We start from the raw sequence: 16246 nt of genomic DNA, 5'->3' as shown, positions 1-16246 counted from the left end.
CGAACCAATTGCCCGAACAGAAACGGAATATTGAACTCAACCCCACCGAGGAGGGTGGCTTCAGGCCGCCACCAACGGGAAACAGCAAAAGGAAGACAGCTATGCCACGTATGACTCCCAGTGAAGCTTTGGTCGAAACCCTGGCGGCCAACGGTGTTACCGACGTCTTCGGTATCATGGGCTCTGCCTTTATGGATGCCATGGACATTTTCGCCCCTGCCGGCATTCGCCTTATCCCCACGGTACATGAGCAGGGTGCCGGTCATATGGCCGATGGCTATGCCCGGGTCAGCGGCCGTCACGGCGTGTGTATCGCCCAGAACGGTCCCGGTATTACCAACTTCGTGACCGCCATTGCCGCCGCTTACTGGGCTCACAGCCCGGTGGTATGCATCACCCCGGAAACCGGTTCCATGACCCAGGGGCTGGGCGGCTTCCAGGAAGCGCAGCAGCTGCCTTTCTTTGAAACCATTACCAAATACCAGGGCCACGTGGCCAACCCGGCGCGTATGGCCGAGTTTACCGCCCGCTGTTTTGACCGCGCCATGCTCGACAACGGCCCGACTCAGCTTAACATTCCGCGGGACTTCTTCTACGGCGACATCAACGTGGAAATTCCTGAGCCGATCCGCATCGAGCGCGGTGCCGGCGGCGAGCAAAGCCTGCAACAGGCTGCGGCTCTGCTGGCTGAAGCCGAGTTCCCGGTGATCATTTCCGGTGGCGGTGTAGTCATGGCTGACGCGGTAGAAGAGTGTAAGGCTCTGGCCGAATACCTGGGCGCCCCGGTAGTGAACAGCTACCTGCATAATGACTCTTTCCCTGCCAGTCATCCGCTGTGGTGTGGTCCGCTGGGTTATCAGGGCTCCAAAGCTGGTATGAAGCTTCTCTCCCGCGCCGACGTGGTGCTGGCGCTGGGTACCCGCCTTGGTCCGTTCGGTACCCTGCCGCAGCACGGTCTGGACTACTGGCCGAAGGAAGCGAAGATCATTCAGGTGGACTGCGATGCCAAGATGCTGGGACTGGTGAAGAAAATCTCTGTGGGCGTGTGTGGCGATGCTAAGGCCGCCGCCGTCACCATTCTGGAGCGTCTGCAAAACCTCAATGTTTCCTGCCTGGAAAACAAGGGGGCCCGTGCCACCGAAATCGCTGCCGAAAAAGCGACCTGGGAAGCCGAGCTGGATCAGTGGATCCACGAGAAGGACGACTATTCCCTCGATATGATTTCCGAGCAGGAAGAAGAGGAAGGCAGCTACCTGCACCCGCGTCAGGTGCTGCGTGAGCTGGAAAAGGCCATGCCCGAAGACGTGATGGTGTCTACCGATATCGGTAACATCAACTCTGTGGCCAACAGCTATCTGCGTTTCGAGAAGCCGCGTTCCTTCTTTGCTGCCATGAGCTTCGGCAACTGTGGTTACGCGCTGCCGACCATCATCGGTGCCAAGACTGCCGCGCCCAACCGTCCGGCCATTTCCTACGCTGGTGACGGTGCCTGGGGGATGTCCATGATGGAAATTATGACCTGTGTGCGTGAGAACATTCCGGTGACCTCCATCGTGTTCCACAACCGTCAGTGGGGCGCCGAGAAGAAGAACCAGGTTGATTTCTACAACCGCCGCTTTGTGGCCGGTGATCTGGAAAACCCGAGCTTTGCCTCCATTGCCCGTTCCATGGGGGCTGAAGGTGTGACCGTCGACAAGCTGGAAGATGTGGGGCCTGCGTTGCAGGCGGCCATTGCGCGTCAGATGGAAGAAGGCAAGACCACGGTTATCGAGATTATGTGTACCCGTGAGCTGGGTGACCCCTTCCGCCGCGACGCTCTGTCCAAGCCGGTACGTCACCTGGATAAGTACAAAGATTATTGCTGACAGGTACGGCTGCCCGCCCGGGCAGCCTTTTTACCCGGCCGCTTGCGGCCGGTTTTTTCAGGAAGACAACCCGATCTTGCTTATTGAGTGGTATCCGGTTGTCTACTGGCCGTCATCAAAGGGAATCTGAGATGCTCAATACCAATCCAAAGGAATGTCCCGCTCACTTGCTGGAACAGGCCCGGCAATATCCGGCCGTTGCCACTGTGGTGATCAACCCGGTTAACCGGGTGTCCCTGGCCAGCGCCCGGCTGGCGCAGGATGAGGGACTGATCACGCCCATTCTGGTGGGTAATGAGGCCCGGATACGCGAGGAAGCCGCCGCCATGAACTGGGATCTGTCCGGCGTCCGGCTGGTGGATGCCACCGACGAGGCCGATGCTGCCCGCCTGGGGGTGACCCTGGTCAGCCAGGGTGAGGCCGATGCCATCATGAAAGGCCATGTGCATACCGACACATTGCTGCGGGCGGTGCTCAACCGCGCTGCCGGGCTGCGTACCGACAGCCGGCTGAGCCATGTGTTCCATATGACGGTACCGGGCAGCTGCAAGGCGCTGTGCATTACCGATGCGGTGATCAACGTACAGCCCGGTGTGCTCGACAAGCTGCATATTGCCCGCAATGCCATTGAGCTGCTGCATGCCTTGGGTTGTGACGAGCCCAAGGTGGCGTTGCTGTCGGGCACCGAAGAAGTGAGCAAGAGCATGCCCTCGAGCCAGGATGCTGCCGAGCTGGTCAAACTGGCGGCCATGGGAGCTCTGCCCGGGGCTGTGGTGGAAGGGCCACTGGCGTTTGACAATGCCGTGTCCCGGGAAGCGGCCGAGATTAAGGGCATTTCCGGTAAGGTACCGGGTGAGGCCGATATTCTGCTGGTACCCAACCTGGAGTCGGGCAACTTTCTGTTCAAGCAGATGGTGTACTTTATGGGGGCCACCGCTGCCGGTCTGGTGCTGGGAGCGAGAGTGCCGATCATTCTTACTTCACGGGCCGATCCGCCCGAGGCGAGGCTGGCGTCCTGTGCCCTGGCCAGCATTGTGCATCACAACCGCCAGACCACGGTGACACCGGCACGCGCCAGCGCCTGAATTTAACAAGGAGAGCCCATTATGACCCTCAGTCGTTACGGATTTATCGTCAAGGCCGCCGATCTGGAGCTGTTCAAGCATCACGGTCGCATCAAAAGCGAGGGCTTTGATCTGGCGGTATCCGGCGTCAGCACCCTGGAAGAAGCCATTATGGCTGCCCAGGAAATGCTGACCCGGAGGATCGAGTTAATCGAGCTATGTGGCGGCTTTACTGCCGAGGAAGAGGAGGCGATCCGTGCGGCGATCAATGATCATGTTCCGCTGGGTCGAGCCGTTACCCGTCGGGAGGATCAAGGCAGGATCCACTGGAGCTGACAGTATTCATTGTGCACTCTTGTTTGACCGGGCTGATGCCCGGTTTTTTTTGTGCCGTTCCCGCAGGGTGATCATGAGGATCTTCATCGTTGCCTGGACCTGGAAGTGTTATGCCTCAAAGGCGACGGCGGGAATCCACATACAGACGAGCAGCGGCATTAATCTCGGTGAAGCCGGTGACATGGACCCCCGCCCGCGCGCGGGACGAACTCACACGCAAGAGCTGCTCGCATGCCGTCATTCCCGCGACGGCGCTGAGGGCTCCCCAGTTTTTATGCGTCATGCTGACACACCCGGTGAGCGCAAGTAGAGGCGACTCAATCGTGACAAGGCTCGCTCCAGTAGCGAGCCTGTGATTCGCCGGGGTTCATGAAACAGCATTTGATTGCCCAAGCTCAGAAAGGACAGTACCCGGCGTTGCACCGTGTTGGCCTGATAGCGCCGGTGCCTCCCCTGGTGCTCACATTCAAATCCCACCAGCCACAGCATCAGCGTGGCAACCTGGGCTATCAGGCATAACACTGCAATCCCTTTTTCCCCGAGGGTTTTGCTGTTGCTCCAGCCAAAACCGTAGCGTTGACTCTTGTCATCCCGGAAGTTTTGCTCAATTTGCATGCGAGTCTGGTAGATGGAGACCACTTCTTTCGCGCTCAGCCGTTCATCTGAGGTCACCAACAACCAGGGCTCCTTGGCCAGCGCACGGCAATGCGCCTCTGCTTGCGGATACAGCGGTTGCTTCTTACCCCGCTTTTTATGCCGTCCCTTGGAGGGGCCGTGATATTGATGGAAGTAAACCGGGCAACGCCGCTTCACCGACTTGCCTAACAGACCCGGTCCCAGCGCCTCGGGGGTAGCGCTCGCCTGCTGGGCCAGTTTGGTCGCCGGATGCCATTCCAGCTCGCTCTCCAGTTTGCCGTAGATACGTCCGCGAACCCGGCCCACATACTCCCAACCCAGTGCGCGAACCTGTCGTAACCACGGTGTTTTGAAACCGGCATCCGTCACAATCACCACACGGCGTTGTGTCCCCAGCAAGGCCTGCAGGTCGAGGAGAAACTGCTGATGTTCATCGGTATGCTCCTGTCGCTCGGAGACCACCACCCGGTTCAATAAGGGCAACCCACGACCGTCATACACCAGACTGGCGCGCAGTACATGGAAGTCCTGGCTGCAGCAGCCACTCCAGTCAATGGCAATGACACAACTGGGCAGGCATGCGGTGATGCGACGGGCGAGTGCGGCACTGATGGCGGTGTTCTCATTGTGCAGTTTTTCATTGCCGATAAACCGGTCTACCCGCTTTATCTTGTGTTTCACTTTGGCCTTTCCCGGAAGATGGCGACCAATTCGCGTCAGGGACAGCGTGTTACCTGCAATCAACCCTTCGGCGCAAGACAGCTGGGTTTTGGTGCGGGCCTGATGAAAAGAAGCAAGAGCAGTGCGGAAGAAGTGATGGCAAACTGTGCGGACGGCAGGCATGGCGGATCCTCTTTGTTTTTTTGGCGATTAACAAAAGAGAAAATCTACCATGCCTGCCTATTTTTTTGGGGATCCCTCAGCGCGACGGCGGGAATCCATTACAGACGAGCAGCGGCGTTAATATCGATGAAGCCGGTGACATGGACCCCCCGCTTGCGCGGGGGTGACAAAGTCTGGCAAAGAGGGATCAGGACTGGGTCTTTTCCGGGCGGGGGACGATCAGGGTGGGAATGCGCGATTCACGCAGCACGTTTTTGGCCACGCTGCCCAGCAGGGTCTGCAGCCAGCCCTTTTCGTGAGCACCCATAATGATAAGATCGCATTCCAGTTCTTTCGAGCGCTGCAGAATGGTCTGTTCCGGATAACCTTCCACCACCTCACAGCTTACGATTTTGGGACGCAGGGCTTTTTCTTCCGGCGCGATATGTTCCCAGAAATAATCCTGACGTTCCTGCAATTGGGTCTTGGCCTGATTCAGGCGCTGGTGCAGAAACTCTTCCCGGCTGCTCTGGTTGAGAATATAGGACTGCAGGGTGAGCTTTTCGTCGCCGGACAGCTTTTCCACTACCTTGAGGATATGAATGTCGGCTCCGGTTTGCTTGGCCAGATACACGGCATACTGAAAGGCATAGGAAGCGTTTTTGGACAGGTCGGTGCAATACAGGATCCTGTTGACTTGCGGCAGCATAGATATTTCCTCATTGTCTGAAACCTAAAGCGACCAGCATAGCAGCTGATCGATGACATCATGATGATACCGCTGGCCAGACGAAGTATTGATTCCGATCAGGCCAGCGGCATTGCGCGGTATTGTCGCTAGTACCCGAGCAGCTCGGGCAGGAACAGGGTAATTTCCGGTACAAAGGCGATAATAAACACGGCTATTACCGATGTCAGTGCAAAGGGCAGAGCCCGCAGAGAAATCTCCTCAATGGAGGTGCCCGAGACGCCCGAGGCAATAAACAGGTTTTCACCCAGCGGTGGGGTCTGGAATCCGATGGACAGGCAGCACACCACTACAATACCGAAGTGAACCGGGTCAATCCCTAAGCTGTAAGCCACCGGCAGCAGTACCGGCGTGAGGATCAGGATGGCCGCCAGGGTCTCCATGAACATGCCCACAAACAGCAGGAAGAAGATGATCAGCGCCCAGATAAGATAAATGTTACTGGTCATCTCCAGCATGGACGAGGCTACAATCGCCGGGATCTGGTTCTCTACCAGCAGCCGGCCGAACACGGTGGCGGTAAACAGGATCAGCAGTACACGGCCGGTAAGCCAGGTGGTAGTTTCCAGTGAGCGCAGCACATCTTTTACCTTCAGCTCCCGGTGCACAAAAAAGCCGATAAACAGGGTATAGAAAATGGCGACAATGGCCGACTCAGTGGGGGTAAACAGGCCACTGTAAATGCCCCCGAGGATCACGATGGGAGCCAGGACCGACCAGGTACCCTTGCGCAGCATGGTCAGGATATTGGCACCGGACCAGCCGTCGGTGGTACCGCTGTAGTTCTGCTTTTTACACAGGAAATAGTTCATGGTCAGCAGACCGCAGGACAGCACCAGGCCCGGTAAAAAGCCGGCGATAAACAGCTTGGGTATCGATACCGACTGGAACTGGCCGTGCTCGGCAATGGCCTCGGGGGGCGGCATCAGGCCGATGGCGGAAATTCCGAAGATGACCATGGGAATGGAAGGAGGAATGACCACGCCCAGGCCGCCGGAAGAGGCGGTAATAGCAGATGCGTATCCCTTGCTGTAACCTCGGTCTACCATCGCCGGGATCATCAGCATGCCCACGGCGGCAGTGGTGGCCGGGCCGGAGCCAGAAATGGCGCCAAAGAACATACAGGCCATAACGGTAGCGGCCGACATGCCGCCGGTAAAGGGCCCGGCAAAACTTTCTGCCAGATCTACCAGACGTTTGGAAATACCGGCGGCTTCCATCAGGGCACCGGCCAGAATAAAGGCGGGTAGTGCCATCAGCGGAAAGGAGCCCACCGAGGTAAAGGCGATCTGTACGAATTTGATGGGGTTTTCACCCAGATACAGGAAAGATGCCAGTGCCGACACGCCCAGCGATACGCTGATGGGGGCACCCAGCAGCAGCAATACCAGAAAGCTGCCGAACAGGATCATGACAACGGATGATTCAACCATGATGGACTCCCGCTTTTACCCGGTTTTGGCTGGGGGACTTGGGATCGTTTTGTGACGCTGGCCCGTTGGCCTGAGACTGCTGAGCTGAATCCATGAGTTTTTCTACTTCCAGCGACTCGGGGTCGCGAATGTCAATGCCCTTGACCAGCTTGTAGTAGTTTACCTGCAGAATGCGGAAGGTCATCAGCGCAAAGGCTATGGGCAGGATCATGTAAACGTATTTCATCGGAAACCCGAGGGTCTGGGATTTCCAGAACAGATTCATTTTATTGAACACGAAGTCATAGCTGAGCCAGACAAAATAGCTGTTGAAACCCACCCAGATCAGGTCGGCCAGCGCCTCACTCCACACCGCCACTCGGGGTGGAAACAGTTTGAACTGAAAGGTGACCCGGTTGTGGGCCGCCAGTTTGGTCGCGTAGCTGGCACCGAAGTACACAAACCACACAAACATATAGGTAGACAGTTCCTCGCTCCAGGCGATGGAATGGTTGAACAGCTGCCGTGAGATAATTTGTATGAACAGGATCACCACAAAGGTGGCAAGCAGGCTACTGCAGATAACCCGTTCGATATTGTCGATAATGCGGTAGATAGTGGTGCCAATGGACATGGCCGTTTCCTCCCTGATACACGCTGCCCCCGAGCATGCCGGGGGCAGACTGGTCGAGCGGGGTGATTAGATGGTGTCACGACCCAGGGATTGCAGGATTTGGTTCAGTTTTTCCTTGCCACCCAGTTGGTCGTAGTATTTGGGCCAGACCTGGCTCACAGCCTTGTCGATCCACTCCTGCTCGCCGTTGGCGGGCTCGGTGATTTCCATGCCGTTTTCCACCAGTTCAGCCTTGATGCGGTCTTCCTGGGCAACTAGCCATTCAGCACTGTGCTCGGTGGCGGCTTTGCCCGCCGCCAGAATGGCTTGCTGCACGTCTTCCGGCTGTTCCTGGAACACGGCTTCTGACATCACCAGCGGCTCAATGGAGAACAGGTAGCGAATGTTGGTGATGTATTTCTGCACTTCATCGAACTTCATGGCAGAGACGGTAATGTAAGGGTTGTCCTGACCGTCTACCACGCCCATCTGCAGGCCGGTAAAGGTTTCGGACCAGGCCATGGGCGTGGGGTTGATGCCCCAGGCACGGTAGGTATCGATCATGATTTCGTTGTTGGGCACTCGAATTTTCAGACCTTCCAGATCGGCCAAGCTGGATACCGGCTGCTTGGAATTGGTCAGCACACGAAAGCCGGAATAGGCCCAGCCCACAATACGCACACCGGCATCACGAATGGTGTTGTCCACCAGTTGCTGGCCCACTTCGCCCTGGGTCAGGGTAACGGCGTCATCCAGGCTCTGTACCATATAGGGCAGGGTCAGCACACCGACGGACGGGGAGAAGGGGGTGATGTTGTTGATGGCCAGAATGGAGAAGTCGAGCAGCCCCATGGAAGCGTCGTTGACGGTGGCCTGTTCGTCACCCAGCTGGCCGTTAAGGAACAGCTGGGTGTCGTGTTTGCCCTCGGTACGTTGTTTCAGTTCCTCGGAAAAGGACTTGCCGAGTTCATGCTGAGTGCCGCCAGCACCGTCACCTACCGCTACCCGAAAGGTCTTGGCCAGGAGCTGTGGGCTGGCCATAGCGGCACCAAAACAAAGGGCGAGGGACAGGGATTTCACAAAACGTTGCTTGAATATCATGGTTTCTTGCTCCAGTTGTGTGGCCCGGTGAGGCCGGGCGTTTACCTTCCGTGATAACAGAGTGCGAACACTCCGTGAGACTGCCTTCATATCATGCCGTTCTGGCCTGTAAGGAACCGCCAGGACGGCTGGTGATTGATTCCGACTTTATCCTAAAGCCTGACAATATCTTTGAATGAGGCTGTTAAATTGGTTAGGGCCACTTGTGTTTTCACACTGGGTCCAGAATAAAACCAATTTTATTTCAATAGTTTACATATTCATTTTGTGAAAAAAGTGTTAACTCTATGTTTGTGCTGATGGCTTTGGTAACAGCCATTTTCAGCCGCGCATGGCGCGTCCCAGCAGTATCAGAATTTCATCAAAAATCCGGTTATCCGGATCCTGCTCCAAATCCAGCAGTTGGTTATGACGGTAGTACCGGCTCAGATCAAGCCCTACGCCCAGTGCACATAGCCGAATGCGCGGATCCTGGTCAATTCGATCGGCGACCGCCATCAGGTGACTGTCGAGAATATCCTGTTCGTTAGCCTGGCGGGTGGCTGTGTCCATGGGGCAGCCGTCGGAAATCACCAGCAGCAGGCGTTCATTGACGTCTTCGGCCAGCAGCCGTTGCTCGGCCCACAGCAGTGCCTCGCCGTCCAGTCCTTCCCGGAACATGTCCCCTTTAAGCAGAGCGGCTAGGCTTTGCCTGGCGCGTCTCCAGGGGGTCTCGGTATTTTTGTAGATCAGGTGACAGCGTTCGTTGAGCCGGCCCGGATTGGCCGGCTGTCCCCGGCGTTGCCAGTCCTTGAGCGGTTTGCCGCCGTTCCAGTGGCCGGTGGTAAAACCGAGCACCTCGGTGCGCGCACCGGTGCGCTCCAGCCCCTGCACCAGCAGATCGACAAGCATGGCGATATGTTCCATGTGGTTACGCATGGAGCCGGAGTTGTCTACCAGAATGGTCACCGCCGCATCGGCCCGCCATTCGTCTCTGGGCTGCTTGAACACCCGGCGGTCGGCATGGCTGGTCACCAGGGTCGATAGCCTGCGGCCGTCGAGGTGGCCCTCTTCTTCACCGAAACGCCAGCCGTCATTGTGAGGGCGGGCCAGCAGCCGGCGCAGTTTTTTGGTCAGGCCGTTGAGGTTGAGCCCCTGCTCACGAATGCGCTGATCCAGTTGCTGACGCAGCCGGATCAACAGTTCTGGGCGTACCTTTTTGGCAGCCAGCCATTCCTTGTCGTACTGACTGGTAAATATGCGGTAGCTGGCTTCGCTGTTGCCCTCGCGAGCAGCGCCTCCTCCACTCTGGCTGCTGCCCAGATCGCCGTCGCCATCCAGATCCAGCAGCAGACCAAAACCGTTGCCGATTTCTTCCAGCGCATTTTGATCCTGCTCGCCTTCGGCCAGTTGTTGCTGCAGATCCTCGACCAGCTCGTTCACAGCGAGCGCAATGGCCCGTGCCTGCTCGCCGTAGGCGGCTTGATCTTCCCGGCATCGCCGGATCCGGCCAAAGGGCTGGCCAATTTCCCGCAGCAGAAACATGCGGGTGGATTCGATCAGCATCTCGGTGCCTTCATCGATGGGGCCTCCACCCAGTTGCACCCAACTCATCATCGACAGGGTGAACAGCAGCAGCCCCAGATGGCTTTCGGTCTGGCCTGAAGCCAGAAAACGGTTGCTCCAGACGCTGAAGCGATAATGCAGGTTGCGGCGGCTTCCCGGGTGGTGGCCCGGCACCAGAGATTCCACCCTGAGCTGCTCCAGTAACTCGAACACCAGCCGGGCGACCGGCGGTGCCGGTAGCAGGCTCCGGTGCAGGGCGGTGTCGTGATGGAGCAGGCGCAGGGCAATGGCGTCGGCCACTCCCCGGCAGGAGCCCCAGTCATCCTGCTGGGCGTTCAGCTGCAGGTGGGGGGCTCGCAGCGGATAGGCTTTGCCGTGCCATTCCAGCCGGTGGCCCCGGTAGCGTACCTCCCGCTGAGCGGACTGGGCGCGTATCAACGCCGCACAGAGCTCCTCCAGCCGTTGCTGACGGCGCGCTTCGGCGGCCGGGTCCGGGGTTTGGTTGTTATTGGCCATGGCTCAGATCGCCGTCAATTGCAGGGCCTGGGGCTCGATAAGCTCCTCATCGAAGCAACGCTGGTAATACTCGGCCACCAGTGGCCGCTCGGCCTCGTCACATTTGTTGAGAAATGACAGCCGGAATGCCAATGCGGCATCATTGAAGATCTCGGTGTTTTCAGCCCAGGCAATCAGTGTACGGGGTGACATCAGAGTGGACAGATCCCCGGCAGCAAAACCGGCCCGGGTGAGTTCGGCTACCGCTACCATACGACTTATCAGCTCATGGCCGCGGGCGTCGTTATAGCGGGGTACTTTGCCCTGAACGATCTGAATTTCGTCTTCCCGGGGCAGATAGTCTAGCTTGGCGACGATGTTCCAGCGATCCATCTGGGCCTGATTGATCTGCTGGGTGCCGTGGTACAGACCGGTCACATTGCCCAGACCCACGGTGTTGGCGGTGGCGAACAGGCGAAAGTTAGGATTGGGGGTGATCACCTGGTTCTGGTCGAGCAGGGTAAATTTGCCGTCCTGTTCCAGGATGCGTTGAATAACGAACATCACATCCGGACGGCCGGCGTCGAACTCGTCAAAGATCAATGCCACCGGCCGGCGCAGCGCCCAAGGGACAATGCCTTCCTGAAAGCGGGTGATTTGCTTGCCTTCTTCCAGCACTATGGTGTCCTTGCCCACCAGATCCAGACGGCTGATGTGGCCGTCGAGGTTAACCCGCACACAGGGCCAGTTAAGGCGGGCTGCTACCTGCTCAATGTGGGTGGACTTGCCGGTGCCATGCAGGCCCTGAAGCAGCACCCGGCGGTTGCGGGTAAAGCCTGCCAGAATGGCCAGGGTCACATCCGGATTGAAGCAATAGCTGGGGTCAATGTCGGGCACGTGTTCGTCTCTGTGTTCGAACACAGGAACCTGCATGTCCACGTCGAGGTTGAACAGTTCGCGCACCGGGCGCAACCGGCTGGGATGGTCGTGAAGAAGATCGGTCATGGCACTGGCCTCACTGGCGACGGCTAAAGTAAACAAAGTGTTAACACACTCTAACCCGCCTCCGAACCCTGAACAGGGCCAGTTTGGCTGCGGCCGTATGGCCAGCGCTGTATCAGCCATTTTCTTTTACTGCGGCATGTTGTCCCGGCGGCCGGATATGGCACTCCCGGAAAATACGAGCGGTACAGGTGCGGCACACCTCGGCATCCAGCTGATCATAAATGCGGTGAATGGCCTGTCCCTTGTTGATAAACACATGATCCCGCCGGATATCGTCGAGCCGGTGGTTTCTCAGCAGAAACCGCAGAACCCCCTCGCGCAGGTTGCACAAGTACAGATTTCCTCCCAATTCGCGCCGGCGTTCAGCCTCCTGCACCAGCATGTCGGCACCCACCATGTCCACAAAGTTGATACCGTTACCCACTATCAGCAGCCGGGGCTCGCGGATGGTCTGCAGATATTCCTGTACATGGTTGACGGCACCAAAGAACAGTGAGCCCTCAATGCGGATCACCCGCAACTGGGGGCAGTAGGGCAGTCGGCGGCGTTCGGCGTTGACGAACAACGGATGTTTGCTGTCGGGATCGGGCAAAATCGAAACCACCCGCGGGGTGGAGGTTCGTTTGAGGTAGAACACCAGCGATAAGATGACCCCGGTATAAATGGCAAACTCCAGCTCGACCAGCAGGGTGGCGGCGAAGGTTGCAATGAGCACGGTGGTCTCGGAACGGGAGCCGCTGATGATCAGCCGGATATGATGAAAGTCGATCAGGTTCCAGGCCACCACCAGCAGCAGGCCGGCCATTGCCGGGCGAGGTAACCAGGTGGTAATGCCGGGGATCAGCAGTACGATGAGCAGCAGAAAGCCGGACGCGAAGATCGCCGCCATCGGGGTACGGGCTCCGGAGGTATAGTTGATACCGGAGCGGCTGAAGGAGCCTGATGAGGCATAGCAGGAGAAAAAGGCACCGACGATATTCGACAGTCCCTGGCCGACAAATTCCTGGTTGTCGTCCAGGCGCTGGTGAGAGCGGCTGGCAATGGCCCGGGAAATGGCGGCGGCCTCCACCAGCCCCAGCAGGCTGATGGCCAACGCTCCCGGAGCCAGTGCACTGATGCTGGCCAGACTGAAGTCGGGCAGGCTTAAGGGGGGCAGGCCGGAAGGAATGGCGCCTACCAGGGCGATATGAGAGTGATGCGGGTCAATGATGATCGCCAGAACACTGGCCAGCGCCAGGGCGATCAGCATGTTGGGCCAGCGTGGCCGCCAGCGCTTGACGGTCACACACACCGCCACGGTAAACAGCGCCACCGACAAACTGTAATAGTTTACTTCTCCCAGGTGGTGCAGCAACTGCCACCAGGTACCGGTGACACCGCCGTTCTTCTCGATGGCAATACCGAACAGGGCCGGCAACTGACTGGATGCGATCACCACGGCGGCTCCGGCAGTAAACCCGATTACCACCGACTGTGAGACAAAGTTCACCAGTACCCCCAGCCGGGCGAGGGCCAGCATCAGCTGAAATACCCCCTTCATCAGGGTCAGGGTCAGCGCCAGGGCAATAAAGGCAGCAGTGCCAGGCTCGGCCAGCGGGCTGACCGAGGTGAATACCACCACCGACATGGCGGCGGTCGGGCCGGAGATAAGGTGCCAGGAGGATCCGAAAAGAGCCGCGATCACGGCGGGAATAATGGCAGCGTACAGGCCGTATTCCGGTGGCAGTCCGGCGATCAGCGCATAGGCCACTCCTTGGGGCAGCACCACAATGGCGTTGGTCAGCCCGGACTGGGCATCGGCCCGCAGACTGGCCGGATTGACCAGGGGCCACCAGCTGAGAAAGGGCAACAGACGCTGAACTCGTGAAAAATAGCCGGCCGTCGGCTCAGGCATAGGAATTGTCTCCTGGTTCCATTGAACGGGAAGAACTGGCCTTTGCAGGCCAGTTAACCCTTTATTAACGTCGCTGAAAACGTGGTAAAGAGTGCTGCCACAGCATTCAGTATACCAGCCGATGTTGTTGCTGAGGGCGCGCTGAGCCCTGCACATGGAGCCGTGTGATGACCTTTGTTTCCTTTGAACCCAGTAATGGCCGCATAAAGGCCCATCATGCCTGCCTTGGGGCCGACAGCCTGGAGCGGCATCTGGTACGTGCTGATGAGGCTGCAAGCGAATGGCAGCAAGCTCCGTTTGCCACACGGACTGCGTTGCTCTTCAGGCTGGCATCCGTTTTATCGTCCCAGCGGGACAGTCTTGCCCGGGAGCTGAGTCTGGAAACCGGAACCCTGCTGACGGACTGTTTGCTGGAGGTGGAGCGCTGTGCCGAAGAATGTGCCCACTTTGCAGCGCATGGTCAGGCCATGCTGCCGTTGACATACAGTCAGATCCGTCAGCTTCCGCTGGGGCTGATGCTGGTGCTGACTGCCGGGCCGGCCCCTATGTGGCAGTGTTTTAGGTTGCTGGTGCCGGCGTTAATGGCGGGTAATAGCCTGCTGCTTAAGCCGGCGGAACATTTGTCCCGCTTTGTGGATTTGCTGGAGCGGCTGATGACCGAGGCCGAGGTACCGGAAGGGCTGGTCACGCCGCTGCGTATTTCCAAAGAGCAGGTGGCGGGTTTGGTGGCAGACCCGCGCATCGGCGGCCTTGCTTACAGTGGTGAACGTCAGGGCGGGGCAGCCATGGCGTCGCTGGCGGGAGGACACCTTAAGCCGGTGCGGCTGGATCTGGCCCGTGCTGATGTACAACTGATTCTGGATGATGCCGAGCTGGAGCCGGCGGTAGAATCAGTGCTGAACAGCTGTGTGCGTTACCGGGCCAGTTGGCGTCAGAGTGAGGGGGGTGTGCTGATCACTCCCGGTCTGGCTGACGCTTTTCTGGAGCGGCTCACCGCCCGCCTGGCCGAGCTTGGTCCGGGACAGCCTAACGACACTTGGGAGGAGCTGGGGCCGTTGGCCAAGAGCGGCCAGCGTGAATGGCTGGAACGCCAGCTGCGTGAGGCTGAGCGCCGGGGTGGGCGTATTCGCTGTGGCGGTTTCCTGCCCGATGAAGAGGGCTGGTATTATCCGCCGACTCTGATTGAGGGAGATGATCCGGCGATGACGCTGTTCCCTGTCTGGCCTGCCGGGCCACTCTGTGGTGTGCTGCGGGTGCCGGACGAGGCGGCCATGGTCGCCTTGTGCCGCTCCTTGTCTCCCGACGGAATTGCGTCTGTCTGGACCCAGGATCGAGCCCGGGGTGAGCTGCTGGCCAGGGATCTCCCCTTTGATCTGTGCCGGGTCAACCCGGATCCGTATCATGGTCGCCATTGGCCGCCGTTTTCTGATCCGTCTCACAGGCCGGCGCTCAAAGAGTTCTGTCGGACCAAAACCGTACTGGTGTCGGCCTGAGCAAGTAGGGCTGGCTGGTGCCAACGCAAAGATGGAACTGGCCCTGTTCATTATTATAAGGCCGGGCTAAATTTACCGGCCTGTTGCTCGACCCGTCCTGATAACGGGGCTGCTCAAGGAAGAAGGCCCGAAGCAACAGCTTGCTCCGCATTGATGCGGAGTTCTATTGAATATTGAACCTTCGAGCGAGCAGCCATGAGCGAAAAAAATCCCACCCTTACCCAGATGGGTATTACTTCCTTTGATAATATCAGCCGCTATCAGCTACGTCGTGAAGGCCGGGCGGATGTGCTCAAGATCTATTACCACAGACCCAAAGGTTCGCTGCTGTCACGCAGCAAGAAGTTTACCTTTGCCCGTCCCAAGTCACTGGGCCCGGTAGAATTTCAGAAAACCGAGCAATGGCATCAGCTGGAAGACACCAGTCCGGTATTACGCCAGGCTTTGCTCGAACTGCACCAACTGCTGGGTAGTGAGGTACGTTCTGATGACGTTACCGCCGATACCAAAAAACAGCTGCTGGCGGATCTGGAGCACATGGAGCGGGTAATGCAGGACAAGCTGGAAGATCTGCGCCGCCAGATAGAAGCGCTGAAGTAATCGGGAGGAGTGCGAAGCAACAGTGCGGTTGCGCTCCGCCGACACGCTCCAGGTACTTCCCTGTAACGCCCGAAAATGCCATATATGGCATTTTACGGTCGGCTCCGGCAATCCCCACTGCTGTTTCGTGCCACATCTGCGTTGTCTGTATGCAGAGCACAGTAGCCTTTTTGTTTGTTACGCCTGGACTGCCTGCTGCTGGCGCAGCATGGACTCGGCCATCTTCTTGCCAAACAGCTCCATTACCGCGGCTTCGTCGTCGCCGGCTTCCTGCAGCGCCGACACCATGGCTTCCAGGGTAGGTTGCGTTTTTTCCACCAGTTGTTGTACGTACTGCTCCGCGCTGACGCGGGTCAGTGCTTCGTATTGTTCAAACAGCATGGCGAGTTCCGGGCTCAATTCCAGAGTAAGAGAATTTGCGGCCATAACATTTCCTTGTTTCGTTGTTGTCTTCACAGGTAGTTGCTCCACTCTAGAAGTGCGTGTTTTCCGGTATTAGCACCAGCCGGCGGCATTCAGTAGGTCCAGCTGGCCTTATTGGCCGCAGACAACTGGCTCTAGCTCCTGTGCCTATGGATAGCTAGCCTTTGGTTAACGGTATGTGAATAAATTGTATT

The 16246-nt window shown here is 58.0% G+C and carries 14 protein-coding genes; 5 read left to right on the top strand and 9 right to left on the bottom strand.

Annotated elements, in window-relative coordinates; genetic code table 11:
* The first annotated feature begins 101 nt into the window (after positions 1 to 101).
* The 3 genes from xsc to B6S09_RS05245 all read left to right on the top strand — a co-directional run bounded on the left by xsc (position 102) and on the right by B6S09_RS05245 (position 3265).
* Positions 102 to 1865, top strand: a complete 1764-nt coding sequence (xsc, locus tag B6S09_RS05255) for a sulfoacetaldehyde acetyltransferase (RefSeq protein ID WP_094277445.1) — start codon at positions 102 to 104, stop codon at positions 1863 to 1865.
* A gap of 131 nt (positions 1866 to 1996) precedes the next feature.
* Positions 1997 to 2950, top strand: coding sequence for a bifunctional enoyl-CoA hydratase/phosphate acetyltransferase (locus B6S09_RS05250; protein ID WP_094277444.1), 954 nt, complete (start codon positions 1997 to 1999; stop codon positions 2948 to 2950).
* 21 nt (positions 2951 to 2971) lie between these two features.
* Positions 2972 to 3265 (top strand): DUF6506 family protein, encoded by a 294-nt coding sequence (locus tag B6S09_RS05245; protein ID WP_094277443.1) that lies wholly within the window; start codon positions 2972 to 2974, stop codon positions 3263 to 3265.
* Between the two features lie 279 nt (positions 3266 to 3544).
* On the opposite strand, the gene B6S09_RS05240 is transcribed toward B6S09_RS05245, so the two are convergent.
* The 8 genes from B6S09_RS05240 to B6S09_RS05205 all read right to left on the bottom strand — a co-directional run bounded on the left by B6S09_RS05240 (position 3545) and on the right by B6S09_RS05205 (position 13536).
* Positions 3545 to 4744, bottom strand: coding sequence for an IS4 family transposase (locus tag B6S09_RS05240; protein WP_094277442.1), 1200 nt, complete (start codon positions 4742 to 4744; stop codon positions 3545 to 3547).
* A 187-nt stretch (positions 4745 to 4931) separates the two neighbouring features.
* Positions 4932 to 5432: a universal stress protein gene (locus tag B6S09_RS05235; RefSeq protein WP_094277441.1), complete on the bottom strand. Its 501-nt coding sequence runs from the start codon at positions 5430 to 5432 to the stop codon at positions 4932 to 4934.
* Between the two features lie 128 nt (positions 5433 to 5560).
* Entirely contained in the window at positions 5561 to 6904 is a 1344-nt protein-coding gene (locus B6S09_RS05230; RefSeq protein ID WP_094277440.1) for a TRAP transporter large permease, read from the bottom strand.
* Positions 6897 to 7517 carry a TRAP transporter small permease gene (locus B6S09_RS05225; protein WP_094277439.1) on the bottom strand — a complete coding sequence of 207 codons (621 nt, stop codon included), beginning with the start codon at positions 7515 to 7517 and terminating at the stop codon, positions 6897 to 6899. The genes B6S09_RS05230 and B6S09_RS05225 overlap by 8 nt, the downstream gene beginning before the upstream one ends.
* 66 nt (positions 7518 to 7583) lie before the next feature.
* Positions 7584 to 8597, bottom strand: a complete 1014-nt coding sequence (locus B6S09_RS05220) for a TRAP transporter substrate-binding protein (protein ID WP_094277438.1) — start codon at positions 8595 to 8597, stop codon at positions 7584 to 7586.
* Positions 8598 to 8918: 321 nt separating this feature from the next.
* On the bottom strand, positions 8919 to 10658 hold the full coding sequence (locus tag B6S09_RS05215; protein WP_094277437.1) for a cobaltochelatase CobT-related protein: 1740 nt from the start codon (positions 10656 to 10658) through the stop codon (positions 8919 to 8921).
* 3 nt (positions 10659 to 10661) lie between these two features.
* Positions 10662 to 11642 carry an AAA family ATPase gene (locus B6S09_RS05210; RefSeq protein ID WP_094277479.1) on the bottom strand — a complete coding sequence of 327 codons (981 nt, stop codon included), beginning with the start codon at positions 11640 to 11642 and terminating at the stop codon, positions 10662 to 10664.
* 112 nt (positions 11643 to 11754) lie between these two features.
* Positions 11755 to 13536 (bottom strand): SulP family inorganic anion transporter, encoded by a 1782-nt coding sequence (locus B6S09_RS05205; RefSeq protein WP_094277436.1) that lies wholly within the window; start codon positions 13534 to 13536, stop codon positions 11755 to 11757.
* A 167-nt stretch (positions 13537 to 13703) separates the two neighbouring features.
* Between B6S09_RS05205 and B6S09_RS05200 the strand changes: the two genes are divergently transcribed.
* Positions 13704 to 15029 (top strand): aldehyde dehydrogenase family protein, encoded by a 1326-nt coding sequence (locus tag B6S09_RS05200; RefSeq protein ID WP_094277435.1) that lies wholly within the window; start codon positions 13704 to 13706, stop codon positions 15027 to 15029.
* 195 nt (positions 15030 to 15224) lie between these two features.
* A complete protein-coding gene (locus tag B6S09_RS05195; protein WP_094277434.1) occupies positions 15225 to 15629 on the top strand; it encodes a DUF3461 family protein in 405 nt (134 codons plus the stop codon).
* Positions 15630 to 15806: 177 nt separating this feature from the next.
* Here B6S09_RS05195 and B6S09_RS05190 read toward each other — a convergent pair whose 3' ends face one another.
* Complete coding sequence (locus B6S09_RS05190; RefSeq protein ID WP_094277433.1) at positions 15807 to 16055, bottom strand: hypothetical protein; 249 nt, start codon at positions 16053 to 16055, stop codon at positions 15807 to 15809.
* Between the last annotated feature and the right edge of the window lie 191 nt (positions 16056 to 16246).

The sequence above is a fragment of the Oceanimonas baumannii genome (assembly GCF_002245495.1).
Lineage (GTDB): Bacteria > Pseudomonadota > Gammaproteobacteria > Enterobacterales > Aeromonadaceae > Oceanimonas > Oceanimonas baumannii.
This window is presented reverse-complemented; position numbering and strand designations above follow the sequence as displayed.